Source organism: Nocardioides aequoreus (genome assembly GCF_000720335.1).
Taxonomy (GTDB): Bacteria; Actinomycetota; Actinomycetes; order Propionibacteriales; family Nocardioidaceae; genus Marmoricola; species Marmoricola aequoreus.
The window spans coordinates 1-16,516 of the sequence record NZ_JOJN01000009.1; the positions used below are offsets into that span (position 1 = coordinate 1).

General features: G+C 66.9%; 15 protein-coding genes and 2 pseudogenes. 7 read left to right on the top strand and 10 right to left on the bottom strand.

Annotation, left to right across the window (positions count from 1 at the left end; translation table 11 throughout):
* Positions 1-90 precede the first annotated feature (90 nt).
* Both IG63_RS0115780 and IG63_RS0115785 read right to left on the bottom strand, forming a co-directional pair.
* Complete coding sequence (locus tag IG63_RS0115780; RefSeq protein ID WP_425411793.1) at positions 91-1,572, bottom strand: ATP-binding protein; 1,482 nt, start codon at positions 1,570-1,572, stop codon at positions 91-93.
* 5 nt (positions 1,573-1,577) lie between these two features.
* Positions 1,578-1,979, bottom strand: coding sequence for a hypothetical protein (locus IG63_RS0115785; protein ID WP_084597256.1), 402 nt, complete (start codon positions 1,977-1,979; stop codon positions 1,578-1,580).
* 126 nt (positions 1,980-2,105) lie between these two features.
* Here IG63_RS0115785 and IG63_RS0115790 point away from each other — a divergent pair, with 126 nt between their 5' ends.
* Positions 2,106-2,612 carry an MGMT family protein gene (locus tag IG63_RS0115790; protein WP_030485317.1) on the top strand — a complete coding sequence of 169 codons (507 nt, stop codon included), beginning with the start codon at positions 2,106-2,108 and terminating at the stop codon, positions 2,610-2,612.
* Positions 2,613-2,695: 83 nt separating this feature from the next.
* Here the strand turns inward: IG63_RS0115790 and IG63_RS0115795 are convergent, their stop codons facing one another.
* Genes IG63_RS0115795 through IG63_RS0115805 form a run of 3 tightly spaced genes read right to left on the bottom strand, consistent with a single transcriptional unit; the run spans position 2,696 to position 5,800 of the window.
* A complete protein-coding gene (locus IG63_RS0115795; protein ID WP_030485318.1) occupies positions 2,696-4,159 on the bottom strand; it encodes a PrgI family protein in 1,464 nt (487 codons plus the stop codon).
* A gap of 3 nt (positions 4,160-4,162) precedes the next feature.
* Positions 4,163-5,455: a TrbL/VirB6 family protein gene (locus IG63_RS0115800; RefSeq protein ID WP_030485319.1), complete on the bottom strand. Its 1,293-nt coding sequence runs from the start codon at positions 5,453-5,455 to the stop codon at positions 4,163-4,165.
* 27 nt (positions 5,456-5,482) lie between these two features.
* Entirely contained in the window at positions 5,483-5,800 is a 318-nt protein-coding gene (locus tag IG63_RS0115805) for a DUF6112 family protein (RefSeq protein WP_245604463.1), read from the bottom strand.
* Positions 5,801-5,901: 101 nt separating this feature from the next.
* Between IG63_RS0115805 and IG63_RS0115810 the strand changes: the two genes are divergently transcribed.
* On the top strand, positions 5,902-7,185 hold the full coding sequence (locus tag IG63_RS0115810) for a hypothetical protein (RefSeq protein ID WP_051706987.1): 1,284 nt from the start codon (positions 5,902-5,904) through the stop codon (positions 7,183-7,185).
* A gap of 11 nt (positions 7,186-7,196) precedes the next feature.
* Positions 7,197-7,529: a DUF3024 domain-containing protein gene (locus IG63_RS0115815; protein WP_030485322.1), complete on the top strand. Its 333-nt coding sequence runs from the start codon at positions 7,197-7,199 to the stop codon at positions 7,527-7,529.
* Between the two features lies 1 nt (position 7,530).
* Here IG63_RS0115815 and IG63_RS24050 read toward each other — a convergent pair.
* The 5 genes and pseudogenes from IG63_RS24050 to IG63_RS20925 all read right to left on the bottom strand — a co-directional run bounded on the left by IG63_RS24050 (position 7,531) and on the right by IG63_RS20925 (position 11,489).
* A pseudogene (locus IG63_RS24050) lies at positions 7,531-8,280 on the bottom strand (DUF6349 family protein).
* Positions 8,261-9,457, bottom strand: a complete 1,197-nt coding sequence (locus tag IG63_RS0115835; protein WP_211249353.1) for a hypothetical protein — start codon at positions 9,455-9,457, stop codon at positions 8,261-8,263. The pseudogene IG63_RS24050 and the gene IG63_RS0115835 overlap by 20 nt, the downstream one beginning before the upstream one ends.
* Positions 9,458-9,621: 164 nt before the next feature.
* A complete protein-coding gene (locus IG63_RS23640; RefSeq protein WP_281174307.1) occupies positions 9,622-9,843 on the bottom strand; it encodes a DUF6112 family protein in 222 nt (73 codons plus the stop codon).
* Positions 9,833-9,973: pseudogene (locus IG63_RS24055) on the bottom strand (CBU_0592 family membrane protein); the annotation flags it as partial. The gene IG63_RS23640 and the pseudogene IG63_RS24055, both read right to left, overlap by 11 nt.
* A gap of 271 nt (positions 9,974-10,244) precedes the next feature.
* Positions 10,245-11,489, bottom strand: coding sequence for a CaiB/BaiF CoA transferase family protein (locus IG63_RS20925; protein ID WP_051706992.1), 1,245 nt, complete (start codon positions 11,487-11,489; stop codon positions 10,245-10,247).
* 195 nt (positions 11,490-11,684) lie between these two features.
* On the opposite strand from IG63_RS20925, the gene IG63_RS0115850 reads away from it, so the two are divergent.
* From IG63_RS0115850 to IG63_RS0115865, 4 genes are read left to right on the top strand one after another with little or no spacing between them, the layout of a single operon-like run.
* On the top strand, positions 11,685-12,539 hold the full coding sequence (locus IG63_RS0115850; protein ID WP_030485328.1) for an FAD binding domain-containing protein: 855 nt from the start codon (positions 11,685-11,687) through the stop codon (positions 12,537-12,539).
* Positions 12,540-12,543: 4 nt separating this feature from the next.
* Entirely contained in the window at positions 12,544-13,026 is a 483-nt protein-coding gene (locus IG63_RS0115855) for a (2Fe-2S)-binding protein (RefSeq protein WP_030485329.1), read from the top strand.
* Positions 13,023-15,488: a xanthine dehydrogenase family protein molybdopterin-binding subunit gene (locus tag IG63_RS0115860; RefSeq protein ID WP_051706994.1), complete on the top strand. Its 2,466-nt coding sequence runs from the start codon at positions 13,023-13,025 to the stop codon at positions 15,486-15,488. The genes IG63_RS0115855 and IG63_RS0115860 overlap by 4 nt, the downstream gene beginning before the upstream one ends.
* A gap of 53 nt (positions 15,489-15,541) precedes the next feature.
* Positions 15,542-16,504, top strand: coding sequence for a cyclase family protein (locus IG63_RS0115865; protein WP_030485331.1), 963 nt, complete (start codon positions 15,542-15,544; stop codon positions 16,502-16,504).
* Positions 16,505-16,516: the final 12 nt, after the last annotated feature.

Below are 16,516 nucleotides of genomic sequence, written 5' to 3' on the forward strand. Positions count from 1 at the left end.
ACAGGTTCCTCCAACCTGAGTAGCCAGATGCGCTCAACGCACCCTGCATGCTCAGGTTCGCTTCAAAACCGTCAATTTTCATGCGAACTTCTAACCTGCCCCGTTCATGCGACCGGTGGTGTCGAAGAGATCCAGCTCGGCGGGATGGAGCTGGTGCTGAACGACGAACGACCTGTGCTTGATCCGCCACAGCCCTTGCCCGGTGCCCAGCGTCGGCAGCAGCGACTGCTCGGTGCCGGTCAGTCCGAGGGCGGCAGCGGTGGAGCCGACCTGGTCAGACTCCTGCCGATAGACGACTCGCGTCTCGGCGTTGGCCAGCAGGGACGAGGCGAGGGCGCGCATCGCGGAGCCCTGGTCGCCGACGTTGTCGAGGTCGGAGAGCTTGTGGAAGATCAGCATGTTTGCGATGCCGTAGTGCCGCGCCAGTCGCCAGTGGGCATCCATCCGCCGCAGCAGCGCTGGGTGGGACATGAGCCGCCATGCCTCGTCGTACACGACCCAGCGTTGGCCGCCGTTCGGGTCAAGCAGTGCGGACTCCATCCAAGCTGACGCGCACGTCATCAGCACCGAGATCAATGTGGCGTTCTCCGTGACCCGGGACAGGTCGAGGGAGACCATTGGCAGCGTCGGATCGAACCGCACGGTCGACGGGCCATCGAAGAGTCCGGCCAGGTCTCCCGCGACGAGGCGGCGCAGCGCGTGACCGGCGAGCCGGCCGTCCTCGGCAAGCCGACCATCGGAGTCGGTGGACGGATCGGGAGCCAGCAACCGGTCGACGACCATTGGCAACACCGGCACCTCCGACGAGCGCACCGTCTCAGCGAGGGCGACGTCGATCGCGGTGTGCTCCAGAGGCGTGAGCCGACGGTCGAGGACGGTCTCCGCCAGTGCGCCGACCAGTTCGCGCCGTCGCGCGGTCACCTGCGCTGCCCACTGCTGGTCATCGGGGCCAGCCGGGCGGTGCCCCTCATCGAGTGGGTTGAGCCGGTTCGGCATCCCGTGTCCGAGTGCGATGGCCTTGCCGCCGACCGCTTCGGCGACGGCGGTGTGCTCGCCCTTCGGGTCACCGGGGACGTAGACGCGGCGACCGAACGGGATCGAGCGGGTGTAGAGGCTCTTCGCCAGTGCCGACTTGCCCGAGCCGACGATGCCAGCGAGCACGAGGTTCGGAGCAGTGATCAGACCACGTGCGTAGAGCACCCAAGGGTCGTAGACGAACGAGGACCCGGAGTAGAGATCCTGACCGACGAACACCCCGTCGCTCCCGAGCCCGCCTTCCGCGAGGAACGGGTACGCACCCGCCAGGGTGGCCGAGGTGTCCTGATGACGCGGCAATCGCAGGCGACCCGGAGTGCGGAGCGCAGCGGGGCCGGGTTCGCCCGCCTTTGGTAGCACTATCGTTGCGCGCCGCTCGGCCGCCAGTTCGTCTGCCTTCGCCTTGGCGACGGCCTTGCGGGAGTCGCGGTCCTCGGCCAACAACGACTTCGCCGCCGCCTTGCGTGCCCGCCGGTCACGACGACGCTCGCGTCGAGGGACGACGAGGACCGCGCTGTGCAGGCGGCCTTCGTCCACACCCTTCATAGTGACAGCCCGTGGTCGACGGACGAGCGCGACAAGGGTGGATCGGGAAACTCGCGGTGGTAGGCAAGCATGGCCTCCGCCTCGTGAGCGTTCGCGATGACCTCGCCAACCTGTCGCACCATTTCGCCGGCCCGGTGGAGATCCCACGACACCCGGTATGCAGCCGAGCGAGCCTTCGGAGAGTCCGCCGGCGCCCACTCCGATTGCCGCTGATGTGCGTCGTGGAACGCTGCGATCTGGTGCAGCGACTGGCTCAGGGACGCGACCGCTGAGGTGAGGGACCCCAGCACCGAGTAGATGTCGCGGGGGTCGTCGATGGACCGGGTCGCATGCGCCAGACCACGCAGGACTGTCTGGACTTCGTCGGCGTCAGCCGCCGGGTTCTCGAACGTGGGCATCGGGGCCTCCTTCTCGATCTGGTCGAGAAGGAGGTGTGCCGGGGTGGAACTGGTACACCCGCGGCACGAGCTGGCTAGGACCTCGAAGCCGAGGTGGTGGTCGGTCTGCGGTGAGAGGATCGCTGGATGAGCACCAACCACACGAGCAGCGATGCCGAGGCGGTGTACGACGCGTGCCGGTCAGTCCCGGCGGGGATGGTCATCACGTACGCCGATCTGGCTCTTCTGGTCGGCAGGCCGTCGAGCCACAGCCGCACGGTGTCGACGATCCTGGGCCATCGTCCCGGAGCTGACGACCCCAATACCGACATCCCGTGGTGGCGAGTCGTCCGCACGGACGGAACCCTGCTCGACCTCGACCAGATCACGGGGCCGCGGGCACAGTGGGTCGGTTGGGCGCTCGACCAGCTCGCCGACGAGGGCGTCCCCCTCCTGGGCACGGGGCCGCGGCGACGTATCGACATGCGCCAAGCCAAGCGGATGCCCATCCCCGATGGCATCACCCCGTGGGTGGCCGCGCCGAGGTCAGGTACAAGTCGCACAACGGACAGGACGGTCCGAGAGGCCGTGCCGTGCTGGCGTCACGAGAAGGTCCAGTACTCATGCCGCGATTGCTCGCCCGGGCGCCCCTGACACGCCAGGCTGGCCGAGCGCAGGGCTTCGAGAGACAAGGGGCGCCTGCGCACTGCGCCTGGGTCGACTTAGCACTGCGCGACCTACACGCCCCTACACAGCGGGAGCGCGGCTGACGAGAACGCCTGGGCTTGCTGTCCCCAGAGCCGACGTGTCTCGCACGACGCTTGGATGGCGGCCTGCTCGATGTCGGCTACGGCCCGTTCGAGTTCGTCGGGGTCTTGGGCGCTGACAGCGATCAGTCCGGTGGTGCGGAGTATGCCGTGGCCGGCGGTGAGGTCGGCTTCCTGTTGGAGCACGTCGTTGTACTCGGCGGACTGTTGGGCGTCCTCGATCTGGCCGATCCTCTGCCTCTGAGCAGCGTCGGAGATGTACTCGGTCTTCTTCTTGCGGATGTCGCGGGCGGCCTGGTCGGTGCGCATGGGCGTGTAGAGCAGTGTGAACGTCCGTCGTACGCCGGAGGAGAGCAGGACCGGTGCGAGGAAGCCGGGGTAAACGAGCGAGCGCGGCCATTCGCTGATCCAGAGCACGCAGTGATGGGCGGAGTCGCTGCGCACGCTCGACCAGTTCTCGGTGACAGCAACCGGGCCGGCTGTGGCGAGGTCGCGGCCGAGTTCGCCGTGACGTTCCAGGGCTCCGGCCACGACTGGGTCGTACGCCGAGCGGAGGATCACTGCGAGGTCGCCGGGCTCCAGCCAGCCCGACGGGGCGAGGTCGGCCGCCCGGAGTGCCGCAGTCATGGTGGACATCTCCTGGCGGAGCACGGCAGCAGCTCCTCGGTTGCCGCCACCGGCAGCTCGGGTCGCGCGACCTGCGGCCTTCATGTCGAGTGAGATCGAGACCGTGCTCGCGTGGCGTTCACCAGCAGGTCCGGCGCGGTCGATCAGCTCGCCGTACGTCGTCGAGGTCCATGAGTCGTCGTGGCTGCCGTGCTGGGACCACCATTCGGCGAGGCCCTTCCCGGAGTCGGGCAGCGTCCGCTCCATCACCTGCAACGAGGCGATGCGTCCGGAGCGGCAAGCGGTGGCGAGCACACGTCCCCAACTCGTGACCCGGCGCTGTTGCTCGATCGGGTCGAGAAGGATGAAGGCTGGGTGGGTGACGCCGACGATGGCAGTCAGCGTCGCGGTGTGGGGGTCGTGGACCATGACCGCGCCGCTCTCGGGGTCGAACCACTGACGAAGGCGTGCGGCATCGCCCGGAAGCGACAGCGTGCCAGCAGGTCGAGGCTTCACGATGTGTCGACGGAACAACAACTGCCCGCCGGTGGACCGCCAGAGCCAGCGGCTGACCACGGGCAGCCACTCGATCAGCTTGCGACCACCGACACCGATGAACGCCAGGGCAGCGCAGAGCAGCAGCACGGGGGCGACGTACATCAGAGACGCTCCGCCGCCGAAGTAGAGGGCGAACACCAGGATGATCGCGCCGAACCCGACCACGACGAGCTGAGATCCGGACAGTCCCAGAAGGACGCCGCGCCGGGTGAGGCGGGAGAACTTCACCGGGGCGAGCTCGTAGTCGTGTGCAGTCGTTGGGTCGCTCATCGCTCAGTCCCTCTTCCCCTTCGACGGGGCGGGGATCGAGTCCGCGACGTGGGGTGGCAGGGGTGCACCCGAGGGTGAGACCGGGGTCTTCTGCGCGGCGTCCGCCTGTTGTGACGACGCGCCACCGACCGCCTTCCCGGTCCGGACTCCGGCCGTCGCGGCTTCCTTCGCCACGACCACACCAGCAGCGACACCGCCAGCGGCAGCCCCACCCGCGGCAGCACCGCCGCCCCCCGAGGAAGCCGCACCCGCACCTCCGGTTGACGGTCCCGCACCGATCGGCGCTGCGGCCGGCGCGGGTGAACCGCCACCATTGCCGCCGCCGTCGAGCACCTTGCTCGGCTGCGAGCTCGGGGCGCGGTTCATCGGGATCGGCATCGGGCGGTTGAGCGCCGACTTGCCTTCCTGCTCAGCCGACATCGCGTGGTACATGTCGAAGCCCATGAAGTTAATCGCCTTGTAGGTCATGTACGGCGCGAACCCAGCCATCAGCATCAGCACGACACCGGCGATCGGCTCGGACACGGACTGGATGTCGCTGTCGATGGGGGCGGAGACCTGTGCGGTGGCGAGCAGGAAGATCACCACCAGGACGACCTTCGAGAGGATGAGGGCGATCACGAACGATGCCCACTTGGTGACCCAGGAGCGCGTGTGGTCCCAGGTCAACCCAGCCATCGCCACGGGTGCGAAGACGATGGCGATGAGGAGTAGCGCCTTCCGGACGAGAAGGCTGATCCACACGATGCCAGCCGCGCCGATGGCGAGGCCAGCGATGAAGATCGTCAGGATCGCACCCGCGCCAGGCGCCGCGAGGTTGAGCCCGACGAGGCCGGTGGTGAGCAGGGCGACGCGGTCGCCCATCTGCTCCATGTTGGTCCCGGCCGCGTTGACGATGCCGATGCAGAGCTGGTCGGTGACCTCCAAGGCCGTGGCCAGCAGAGCGAGCGCGACGAAGGAGCCGAGGATCGACTTCGCCAGCCCGAGCGCCGCTCGCGACAGTGCGGCTGGTTCGCGTCGGATCATGCCCCCGATGACTTGGAGCATGAAGAAGCCGAGCATCACGAAGACGGCGATGCCGAAGAGGATGTTGTAGACCTTGGTGTACTGACTGCTGGTGACATCGACCATCGTGGTCGAGTCGAAGACCTTCCACACGGCCTCGAACATCCAGCCCGCAGCGTGCCCCATGCCCTGAGCCAGCCAGTCGAAGGGCGCGGACACCAGCGCTCCGGCCGCGTCGCCCGCGACATCGCACACGGATGAGATGACAGGTACATCGCAGACGTCGACCATCGTCGTGTTCCTCTCGTGCTTGCCCGGTCAGACGGACTGGCCGACGTTCCAGAAGAAGTTGACGAGGGCGACGGACGCGCCAGTGATGATCGCGGCACCGAGCCCGACCAGGACGCCGAACTTGCCGCGACCAGCCAAGTGCGGGTTCGACGAGTTCGCGCCGAGTGCCCAGACGACCGCCGAGACGATCAGGGCGAGTACGGCGAGGATGAGGCCGACGGTCATCGTCGCGCCGACGATGTCCTTGAGCTGGCTGATGCCCGGCAGCCCGTTGGAGTTCGGGCCGATGTTGATGTCCTGCGGCAACAGCGACAAGACGGCGGTGGGTAGACCGAGGTTGATCACGATTCCTCCTGAGTGAGTCGGGTCTTCGCTCACACAGGTGTCCTGACGGGTCCGCCAATGCGTCGGGCTCATGTGTCGGGGGAGTGCGGGACAATGTGGGTATGGACGAGGAACTGCAGCCGACCGACAGCGACTTGGTGCCGGCAGACGGCGGCGAGCATGTCGTCATCAGCGACGGAGATGGCCTTGCCGTCTTCGGAGACCCGCGGGCCGTCGAGCAGTACCTGCGCCGCGAAGGCCTGTGGGACGACTCGAAGAAGCTCGACCTTGGATGGCTGCGTCACGTGGTGACGTTTGGAGCTGAAGCCGTTCAGACAGCCGCAGACGTGGCAGCGAACTCCGGTCGATGGGTGAAGTTGACGAAGGAGTCGGCGGCGGCGGTCGATGAGCACGGGTTCATGGACACGAAGACTCCTGGTGTCCGCTGGCTCATGGCCGGGAAGCCGGGCGACATCAGCAAGTGGCTGTCAACCGAGACCGGACCGATCACGTCTGCCGCAGCCAACCCGGAGACACTCGCTGGCCTCAACTCACTTCTCTCCAACGCTGCCGGAGCGATGGCGCAGATGGAGCGCAAGCAGGAGCTCAAGGAGATCACCGAGCTCCTGTCCGCGATCGACGGAAAGCTCGACGATGTGCGAAGGGCGCAGCGCGACGGTGTTCTCGCGAAGCTGGACGGTGTCTCGTTCGCGATCCGGGAGGCCATGAGCATTCGCGAGACCACAGGGCACGTCTCGGGGCCGTCGTGGTCGAAGGTCCAGCACCTCACGGCGGAGATCGCTGAGATTGAGTCCAGCGCTCTGCGGGCGCTTGACGCGCTCGCATCCAAAGCGGAGTCAGCCCAGAAGGTGGGGGACCTGGCGAAGCGCTCGGCCGAGATGGTCAGCGAGGTTGACGTGTGGCTATCGGTCCTTGCTCGGTGTTTCCAGCTCCACGAAGAGGCCGCTGTGCTCGAACTCGACCATGTCAGCGAGGTCGCCCCGGCCGACCTCGACGGCCACAGGCTTGCGCTGAGAGAGTCGCGCGACGGACTGCGCGAACGCATCACCAACACGACCATCGGGCTAGTGGGGCGGCTCGACAAGGCGGCCAACGACGCAGACCTCCAGGTCCTGCTCCACTCGCGCAGCGTCCGCGCGATCGTGCAGTCGAGCAACCAGGTCGGAGACTCGGTCACCGCGTTCCACGGACCTCTAGGTATCGAGGCCGAGCGCGAGACCGTTTCGTCCACTCGGTGGCGGACCGCCTTGGGGAAGCCCACGCAGCTGAAGGCGGCAGCCAAAGAGGCTGGAACAAAGGCGGCGTACGGAGCCGGCGCCGCGGTCCTCACCGTCGGGGGCGTCCTGGTAGCACGCGCGGCAAACGACAAAGATCTCGGCGCGTAGGAGGCCCGACGGTGGCGCTTCCCGAGACCGACCTGGCACGAATCAAGAAGTGGTGCGACTCGATCTGGCCGAAACACATGTGGGACCAGGCGAAGGTCGAAGCCGACGTTGCGCCGACGCACGTCACCATCGTCGAGGTCCGGCCCGACTGGATGGGTGGCCCGGTACCCACGCGATTCCCCATCGCTCGGCTGCGCTACACGAGGACCACCGGCCAGTGGGCGATCTACTGGCGCGACCGGAATCTGAAATTCCACGAGTACCAGCACAAGCGGCCGTCGAAGAACGTCCAGTCGCTGCTCGACTACATCCGCGAGAGCAAGGACCCGATCTTCTTCGGTTAACTCAGTCGCCAAGGCCGATGCCGGGGGACGTCGCGGCCCGCGCACGCTCCAGCTTGAAGTCCGGCATACGGCGGAGGGGCTTGACTCCCTCGACGATGCGGTCGGGGTCCACGGCCGTGTGGGAGATGTCGTAGCCGCCCCACGGCGAGCGGCCGGGGACGTGGCGCGTTCCAAAGGGCCGACGCTCAGTGATCATTGGCGCACCGGGCACCTGCATGGACTTGGGCTAGTGCTCGGTGATCCAGTTCTTCGTGGCCTTGGACATCCGGTCCGTGTCCATCGCGCGCAACCTCGACGGGACGATCGGGAGTTCGCGCCAGCCGGGGAGCGCGTGGTCGTGCCACAACTCGACAGCGACGTTCTCGTGGTCGGTGATCGCGTTTCACTCGCACGGTTCACAGATCGCCTGGTACATCAGATTGCCGACACACTGGCACGCCTTGTGCCGATCGGAGTGCTTCCACGGCTCGCAGCGCAGGTCGGTCGTGTAAAGAGCGAACCTGTGACCGGCGACCTGGGCGTTGTCGGGGACGGTGACCGAGTGGCGCCACATTCGACTGTTCATGTGGGTCTTGTCGTGGGCGTGCCGGAACACCCAGTGGTCCAGCGCCGCGTCGAGCTCGGCCGGTGGGTAGTACGCCGTCGAGAAGTGCAGGGGGGCACCACACCACTCAGGGGCCGACTCGCTGGCCGCCTCGTCCAGCATGCCCTCGATGTCGAAGGCGAGCTTGTCAGGCGGTTGATTCTTCATGCGGGGAAGGTGTCCCCGCAGAGGAACTCTCGTCGCCCGACGTGATTTGAGTCGGCTGGTCGCCCTCGTCGTCCTCTATCGCGATTACCTGGACGATCTCGCCGGACGAGGTCCTGTGGAACCGAATCTCGACGTCATCGTCGACCGGAGGGGCCGCAGCGAGGCGGCGAAGACGCTCTTGCTTCTTGAGGGCCTTCGGGATCGACCAACCACCCTTCAGCTGAATCTCGGTGAGCTGTTTGGTGATCGTCGCCGCCACCGCATCCGCTTGCTCCAACTCGTGCACCTGCGAGTCCAAGAACTTGCGGAGGGCCGTGTATGGGTTGCCCGGGTCAGCGAGGGCAACCGAGGCCGCGTCAGCGAGGAGCGCCTTCCGCCTGATCGCGATTGCACCACGCGCCATGTGGAGCTCTCGAAGGAAGTAGTCCAGATCCTTCGTCGTTCCCCCGAGCACCTCCTCCAGGCGGCGGTAGTCGACCTTGCCATCAGCATCGATGAGTTGTTCGATTACGCCCCGGCATTTGTCCAAGAATTGCTGGGAGCGATGAAACTCGTCGTACGCGCTCTTGAGCGCCAGTTCCAGGTTCGGATTGTGCCCATCGAGCATCAGGCTGATCGCTCGCGTCAACTGGGCATCGGCAGAGCGCTGGTCTTTGATCCTTTCGACGTAGTGGCGTTCTTCCTGGCGGCCAAGAATCGTCTCGACACGTCGCTGGTGAGCTCGCAGTTCGCGCTGCGCGACCATGTCGACCGCCATGACGGTGCCGGCCACCGCGAAGATCGGCCAGCCGGCTGCGATCGCTCCGCCTGCGGCTACCGGCTTGAGCACAGCCTGAGCCCTGATCTTTCCGCCGCTGCGAGCGAAGCCACGGAAGCCAGACGTTCCGACGGCCTTGACCAGCTCGGCGCCCTTCGGCAGGACCACCCGATACAGCGTCGGATTGTTCGGGTTGAGCGCCTTCACGATCTCAACCATCGACTGCTGGGCGGCGGCATTGACGGGCACCGTTCGGTATTTGGCGATCTCCGCCTCGCTGACCGGGAAGTACTCCACGGCCACCGGGACGGCCGCTGATTCGAGAGCGTCCCAGATCGTGACTGACGACGAGCCAGCTACTCGCAGAACCTCGTCTGCGACCAGCAGGCCCGACTCTGGAAACTCAGGGCGAGCTTCCATCAGCGCTACCGCAGATGTGGCGGAGGCGACGTGTCGTAGTCTCGCGGATCGCCAAAACAGCCCACCAGCGACAAGTGCTGCGAGGACCGCGACGGTGATCAAAGTTGGAAGCATCGCGTCCAACGCTAGTCAGCCCGACCGACAGATTGGGACGGTTGATCCGGTTAGAGCGTCGCGCCTACGTCGAGAAGCCAGTTGGTCCACGTGAGCGCACCGCCGGTGAGCACCGCGCCGCCGAGTGCGACAAAGAGTCCGGTCTTCGCTTTGCTCGCGGTCTGCCAACTGCCTTGAGCCGAGCCGATGGCCCACGTCGCCGCGCAGATGACAACCATCAGAACGGCGACGATCAACCTTGGCCGCGGAGTTGATGAGCAATCCCAGACCACCAAGGACGTTCATGGCCGCGGACGTCCGCGTGCGCACGGACAGGGTCCCGCCTGCTGCCAGCGCGTAAGCGAGCACCAACGTGCCTGCTCCTGCCCAGCCGAGGACATCGATCAGGGTTGTCACGAGCACCTATCTCTGGCAGAACATGAGCGTGGCCGCCCCTGGGAGTTCGCCAGGCACGCAGCATGCTCGAAAGGACACACCTATGCCAAGCGGAACAATGGTCCGGCCTTGCACTGGCGCGTTGGGCAGCGACAGTGGATCCCAGCGTCGAACTTCGTGGCGTGCCGCGAAGGTTTCAAGGAGACCTGAATCTATTGGTCGTGAAGGCAGCTAGGAGTCCCCCGTCTGATACCGATGAGGCCGTCCCTGCCGGCAGTGCCCGATCAACCGGCGACACTCACGAGCGGCCAGGACCCTTGGATCTGCCGTCAGCGTCCAACGGTGCTGCTCCGTCGCCGAGCAGCCACTCGCGGACTTCAGCGGTATCCGCTCCAAGCTGCGGAGGTGGACGGTGGTAGACCACTGGGTTCTGCGACAGCCGCAGGGGACTGGCGAGCGTCTCGATGGTGGGTGCGCCCGCGGTCCCCTTGAAGCTGGCTGTCGGTTGGAGTCCGAGGTCCGAGGCCAGGGCGATGGCTTCGGCGATGTCGTTCACAGGACCGCAAGGAATGCCGGCGTCCTGCAACACCTGCGTCCAATGAGCCACCGGCGCCGCCCTCAGGGTGGACTCGAGCTCACTGATCAACTCTCGACGGTTCGCCACGCGGCCGACGTTGGCGCTGAACCGCTCGTCCTCCGACAGCTCAGCCCTCCCGATGGCTCTGGCCAGGGTGTGGAACTGCCGATCGTTGCCGACGGCCACAGCGATCGGGTTGTCTTTCGTGGCCAGGGTCTCGTACGGGGCAATGCTCGGGTGCTGGTTCCCCATCGCAGCCGGCGGGGGGCTCCCATTGATGTAGGCAGCACCCTGGTTGACGAGGGAGGCGATGAGGCTGGACAGGAGGTTCACCTCGACTAGTTGGCCCTGTCCGGTTCGGTCCCGGTGACGCAAGGCTGCCTGGATCGAGATGGTGGCGTGGAGGCCGGTCAGAACGTCGACAAGGGCGACCCCTACCTTGGTGGGCTCCCCGTCCTCGGCACCAGTGATACTCATCAGGCCACCGACGGCCTGGACCACGAAGTCGTACCCGGGAAGGTGAGCGCCGCCTGTGCTGCCGAATCCCGTGACCGAGCAGTAGACCAACTTCGGATGGGCAGCCAGCAGCGACGCCGGGTCCAGCTTGAAGTCGGACAGCTTGCCGGGTCGGAAGTTCTCGATGAACACATCCGACCGCTCCACCAACGTGTGAGCAAGCTTGAGGTCCTCCGGATCCGTCAGATCCAAGGTCACGCTTCGCTTGTTCCGGTTCACGCTGGTGAAGTACGTGCTCAGGGAGCCGACGTGGGGAGGGCCCCAGGAGCGGGTGTCGTCACCCAATCCCGGGCGCTCGACCTTGATGACCGTGGCGCCCAGGTCGGCCAGGAACATCGACGCCAGCGGCCCGGCCAGGACCCGGCTGAAGTCCGCCACGACGAGACCCTCGAGTGGGCCCGCTCCTGTCCCCGTGCCCTGGTCCCTGTCTGGTTCTGTGAACCCCGTCACGCGTACTCCCCACGTTGATGTCCGATGAGCGTCAAAAGAATCCCTTGTCAAATCCTCAGCTCAACTATAGATTATAATCCGTGTCGTGGCTTGGTGGAGCGTCTCGTTCCTTCTGTCTCGTGAAGCCTCGACTTCGCTGCGCCGTACAGCGGCGATCACGGGTGCCAGACCTTCCACGAAGAGGAGTCAAAGACGGTGCGAACGACAAGTTTCGACTACACCCGAGCGACATCGATTGACGAAGCGCTCGGCGCTCTCGCCTCCGGCGCTCAGGTCCTCGCGGGCGGGCAGAGCCTGCTCCAATCGATGAAGCTCCGCCAGGCGTCACCCCAGCACCTGGTCGACATCAACGAGCTCGACGAGCTGCGGGCCGTGGACCTCGAGGACGGTGGTCTCCGCCTCGGCGCACTGACCCGGATCGCCGAGCTGTGCGTGATCGCTGAGGTGGCGGCCATGTTCCCGTCGCTGCAGCAGGCCGCGAAGCTCACGGCTGACGTGCAGGTCCGCAACCGAGCGACGATCGGTGGCAACCTCTGCTTTGCGAATCCCCGCTCGAACATGGCTTCCACCCTGATCTCGCTGCGCGCGGAGGTCACGGTGCGGTCGGACGGGGGGAGCCGACGTCTTGCTGTGGAGGAACTCTTCTCGGGATATCTGCAGACCGTCCTGAGCTCGGGCGACCTGCTCACCGATGTTCATCTGCCCGACCCCGGGCGCGACGCCCGCGGTGCCTACCGCGAGATCTCCCGGCAGCCCAACGGCGTGCCCGTCGTGAACGTCGCCGTCGCCGTTGCGGAAGGGCGGGTGACCGGCATTGGCGTCGGCGGGCTCGGCGTTCGTCCGTTGAGAGCACGGCTGGTTGAGGAAGCGCTCACGCACGTGGACGTGAACGACCCGCGCGCCGTGGACGAAGCTGCCGCACTGCTGGCGGGGGATCTCGCCAGCACCGAGCCGCTCTCCGACATGCATGGATCCGCTGAATACCGTCTCGAGGCCGCCGTCGTCCTGCTGCGCAGGCTGGTCCTCGCCACCACCAACGAGAGGGGCTGACCTCATGGCCGAGTCCAAGACCACCATCACCGTTTCCGTGAACGGCACCGAGCACACCTGCCAGGTCGCGCCGCGCACCCTTCTCGTGGACCTGATCCGGGACGACCTCCGGTTGACCGGGACCCACATCGGATGCGAGGAGGGCATCTGCGGGGCGTGCACGGTCACGGTCGACGGAGAGCTGGTCAAGAGCTGCCTTTTCCTCGCCGTGCAGGCGGACGGCAAGGACGTGACCACGGTGGAGGGACTGACCCCGAAGTGCGGGACGAGCAGACTGCAGGAGTCTTTCCGCGGCAACTTCGCGCTCCAGTGCGGGTTCTGCACCTCCGGCATGGTCGTCGCCGCGGACGCCCTGCTCCGCGAGAATCCCGACCCCAGCGAGCAGGAGATCAAGGAACACCTCGTCGGCAACCTCTGCCGGTGCACGGGATACCTGTCGATCATCGACGCGGTTCGCGCCGCGGCCAACCAGGAGGTCACGTCATGAACGCGCACGACTCACACTCGCCGGCCGACTCCAACACGGGACCCGAGCCGTTCGTCGGGCAGTCGGTCAGGCGGACGGAGGACCTCCGCCTGCTGACCGGGCAGGGCATGTTCACCGACGACGCCGTCGTCGTGGATCCGGTGTACTGCGCCATCCTTCGCAGCCCGCACGCCCACGCGCGGATCGTCTCAGTCGACACAAGCCGCGCACAAGCGATGCCGGAAGTCGTGCTGGCGATCTCCGGCGCGGAGGCAGCCGAGCACTGGACCCAGATCCCGGCTGGCATGGACCTGATGGACATGAAGCTGCCCAAGGTCTACGCCATCGCCACCGACAAGGTGCACTACGAGGGCGAGCCAGTCGCGGCGGTCGTTGCCGAGACTCGGTACGCCGCGGAGGACGCCCTGGCCGCCATCGACGTCGAGTACGAGCCGCTCCCGGCAGTGGCCTCGGTGGAGGACGCCCTGGGTGTGCATCCCTTCGACGCGCCGGACGGGCCCTGGAGCCCCAAGGCCGTGCTGTACGAGGAGTGGGGGCACAACATCCAATGTGACTGGGCCTTCGAGATCGGTGACCCGGACGCCGTGTTCGCCTCGGCACCCCACGTGGTGTCCTGCCGTCCCGCCGCACACCGATACAGCGGGGTCCCGATGGAGACACGCGCGGTGGTCGCCGAGTACGACGCCGGCCGGGAAACACTCAAGATGCGGGTCTCGACCCAGTTGCCGCACCAGTCCCGCACCCTCATCGCCCAGATCCTGGGCCTCTCCGAGCCGAACGTCCAGGTCCTGGCCGACGACGTCGGGGGCGGGTTCGGTAACAAGACGCAAGTCGACGCGGAGGTCATCCCCGCACTGATGGCCAAGCTCTCCGGACGCGCGGTCAAGTGGTTCGAGCCACGCGGGGACTGGCTGAGCAGCGGCCCTGCGTCGCGTGACTACGCCCACCACGTCGAAGGGGCCTTCGACAACGACGGGACCCTGCTGGCGATCCGGGAGCACCTGGTCGGGGACGAGGGCTGCGACGGCGCCACGCGTTCGGCCGGGCTGGGCGCCCTGCTCGTCGGCGGAACCTACAGCGCCGGTCCTTACCACGTCCGCTCCTACAAGGCGCGCGTGCAGGCCGTGGTCACCAACAAGGCTCCCTACGGCGCTTATCGCGGTTACGGCAAGGAGACCGCGAACCTGGCGATCGAGCGGCTCATGGACACCGCCGCCGCGAAGCTCGGCATCGACCCCGTCGCGATCCGCCAGCACAACCTGGTTCGCGAGTTCCCGTACGAGATGGCGGCCGGTCCGATCATCGAGAGCGGCAGCTTCTCGCAGCTTCTCGACATGGTGACGGAGGCGATGGACCTGCCGGCGCTGCGGCTGCGGCAGGAGCAGGCCCGCGCGGAGGGGCGGCACGTCGGCATCGGCGTGATCTCCTTCCTGGAGCCGTCCGCCGGCTCCATCCCGATGTCGGTCTTCAACGGGTACGAGACCGCATCCGTGCGGATCATGCCGGACGGCAAGGCGATGGTCCTCAGCGGTCTGCAGGGCATCGGGCAGGGGGTGGAGACCTCCCTGGCGCAGATCACCGCCGACCGGCTGGGCCTGCACCCCGGAGATGTCCGGATCGTCTACGGCGACACCAAGGCCGTGCCCTACGGACTGGGGGCCTACGCCAGCCGCGGCGCCACCTACGGGATGAGCGCGGTGTACGAGGCGGCTGGGGAAGTGCGCCGCAAGCTGCTCAAGGCGGCGGCCGGCATGCTCGAGGTCGATCCCGAGGACCTCGAGCTGGGCCGCGGCGAGGTCTGGGTCGCTGGGGTACCCACCACCCGCCTGTCAGTCCAGGAGGTCGCCCGGGCTGTGTACCTGTCCCCCGGGCCGTACGCGACCCTGCCGGGCGAGGAAAGCCCCACGCTCGAGGCGAACCACGTCTGGACCAATCCCAACGTGAGTTGGGTACCCGACGAGCACGGCCGCGTGCGCCTCTACCCGACCCACGGCAGTGGCGCCCAGGGTGTCGTGGTCGAGGTCGATGTGGAGACCGGCGAGATCCAGATCGAGAAGATGTGGATCGCCCACGACTGCGGCAAGGTCGTCAACCCCGCGATCGTGCACGGTCAGATCATCGGCAGCACGGTCCAGGGTCTGGGCGGCACGATGTTCGAACAGCTCAGCTACGACGACCAGGGAAAGCTCCTCACGAAGACCCTGAACGACTACCAGCTGCCGAACATCATGTCGGTTCCCCCGATCGAGGTGCTGCACATGGAGACGCCCTCGCCGATCACCCCGCTCGGCACGAAAGGCGTCGGGGAGGGCGGCTGCATCGGCACGCCGGCTGTGTTGCTGTCCGCGGTCGAGGACGCCCTGCGCGAGTTCGGCGTGACGGTCGAGCGGACCCCGCTGGACCCCATGCGGGTACGCGCGCTGGTCCGGAACGCGCCCCAGACCGCGCCCGTCGCCGGTTGAGGTCCCGACATGCATCGACACCCTTTCCGCGTTTCCAACCTGGTGGAGGCACCATGACCACGTCTGAACTCGACAGCTCGATCGCCGCCGCGCGGGCATGTCGCCACGCCGTGAGCAGCAGCCCGTTCGGTCCCGACGACCAGATCGGAATGCTGAACATGATGACGCCGGAGTCGCGTGCCGCGATCCTGGCGCAGGCCGATCCGACCCGGCTGTTCGACCTGTCGGTGGAGTACCACGTCGGGATGCCGTCGTGGGCGGGGCTCGGTGATCCCACCTACCAGTTCTGGATGACGCACACGCCCTCCGGCTCGGTCGCCGAAGACGTGATGGGCCTCGGCCGCGAGCAGAACGAGCTGGTGGCCTACTCCGGGGATGCCTTCTCGATGTACACCCACACCGGGACGCATCTGGACGCCCTGAACCACTTCGGGTACTCCGGAGGCGTCTGGAACGGGCACACGGAGGAGGAGCATCTCGGGAGTCGGCACTGGCTCGCCTGCGGCGCCGATCAGCAGCCGCCCATCATGGCCCGCGGCATCCTCATCGATGTCGCCGGCGCCCATGGCACCGACCTGTTGCCCGACTCCTACGCCATCGGCGCCGACGAGTTGACCAGCATCATGGCGGACCAGGGAACCGAGGTGCGGCCCGGTGACGTGGTGCTGATCCGGACCGGCCGGATGACGGTCTGGCCGGATCCCGAGCGCTACCTCTTCCGCGAGCCGGGACTCAACAGGGAAGGCGCCGCAGTTCTGGCCGAGGCAGGCGCCATGATCATCGGCTCGGACAGTGTGGCGCTGGAGCAGATGCCGTCCGCGGACCCGGACAACTGGCACCCCGTGCACACGTACCTGCTCGCCGAGTGCGGCGTCCCGATCATGGAGAACGTCAACCTCGAGGAGATCGCCGCGGCGAAGCTGTACTCATTCGCGCTCGTCTCCGCCGGTCTGCGGCTGCGCGGTTCGACGGCGGCGCCGATGCGTCCGATCGCGATGGCACTCCATGAGTCCTGAACCGGACCCGGC

What these genes read in the sequence shown, in the direction of transcription:
- IG63_RS0115860 (WP_051706994.1), top strand. Translation starts at nt 13,023, where the DNA reads ATGAACGCGCACGACTCACACTCGCCGGCCGACTCCAACACGGGACCC.
- IG63_RS0115790 (WP_030485317.1), top strand. Translation starts at nt 2,106, where the DNA reads ATGAGCACCAACCACACGAGCAGCGATGCCGAGGCGGTGTACGACGCG.
- IG63_RS0115795 (WP_030485318.1), bottom strand. Translation starts at nt 4,159, where the DNA reads ATGAGCGACCCAACGACTGCACACGACTACGAGCTCGCCCCGGTGAAG.
- IG63_RS0115785 (WP_084597256.1), bottom strand. Translation starts at nt 1,979, where the DNA reads ATGCCCACGTTCGAGAACCCGGCGGCTGACGCCGACGAAGTCCAGACA.
- IG63_RS0115800 (WP_030485319.1), bottom strand. Translation starts at nt 5,455, where the DNA reads ATGGTCGACGTCTGCGATGTACCTGTCATCTCATCCGTGTGCGATGTC.
- IG63_RS0115810 (WP_051706987.1), top strand. Translation starts at nt 5,902, where the DNA reads ATGGACGAGGAACTGCAGCCGACCGACAGCGACTTGGTGCCGGCAGAC.
- IG63_RS0115865 (WP_030485331.1), top strand. Translation starts at nt 15,542, where the DNA reads ATGACCACGTCTGAACTCGACAGCTCGATCGCCGCCGCGCGGGCATGT.
- IG63_RS0115835 (WP_211249353.1), bottom strand. Translation starts at nt 9,457, where the DNA reads ATGGAAGCTCGCCCTGAGTTTCCAGAGTCGGGCCTGCTGGTCGCAGAC.
- IG63_RS0115855 (WP_030485329.1), top strand. Translation starts at nt 12,544, where the DNA reads ATGGCCGAGTCCAAGACCACCATCACCGTTTCCGTGAACGGCACCGAG.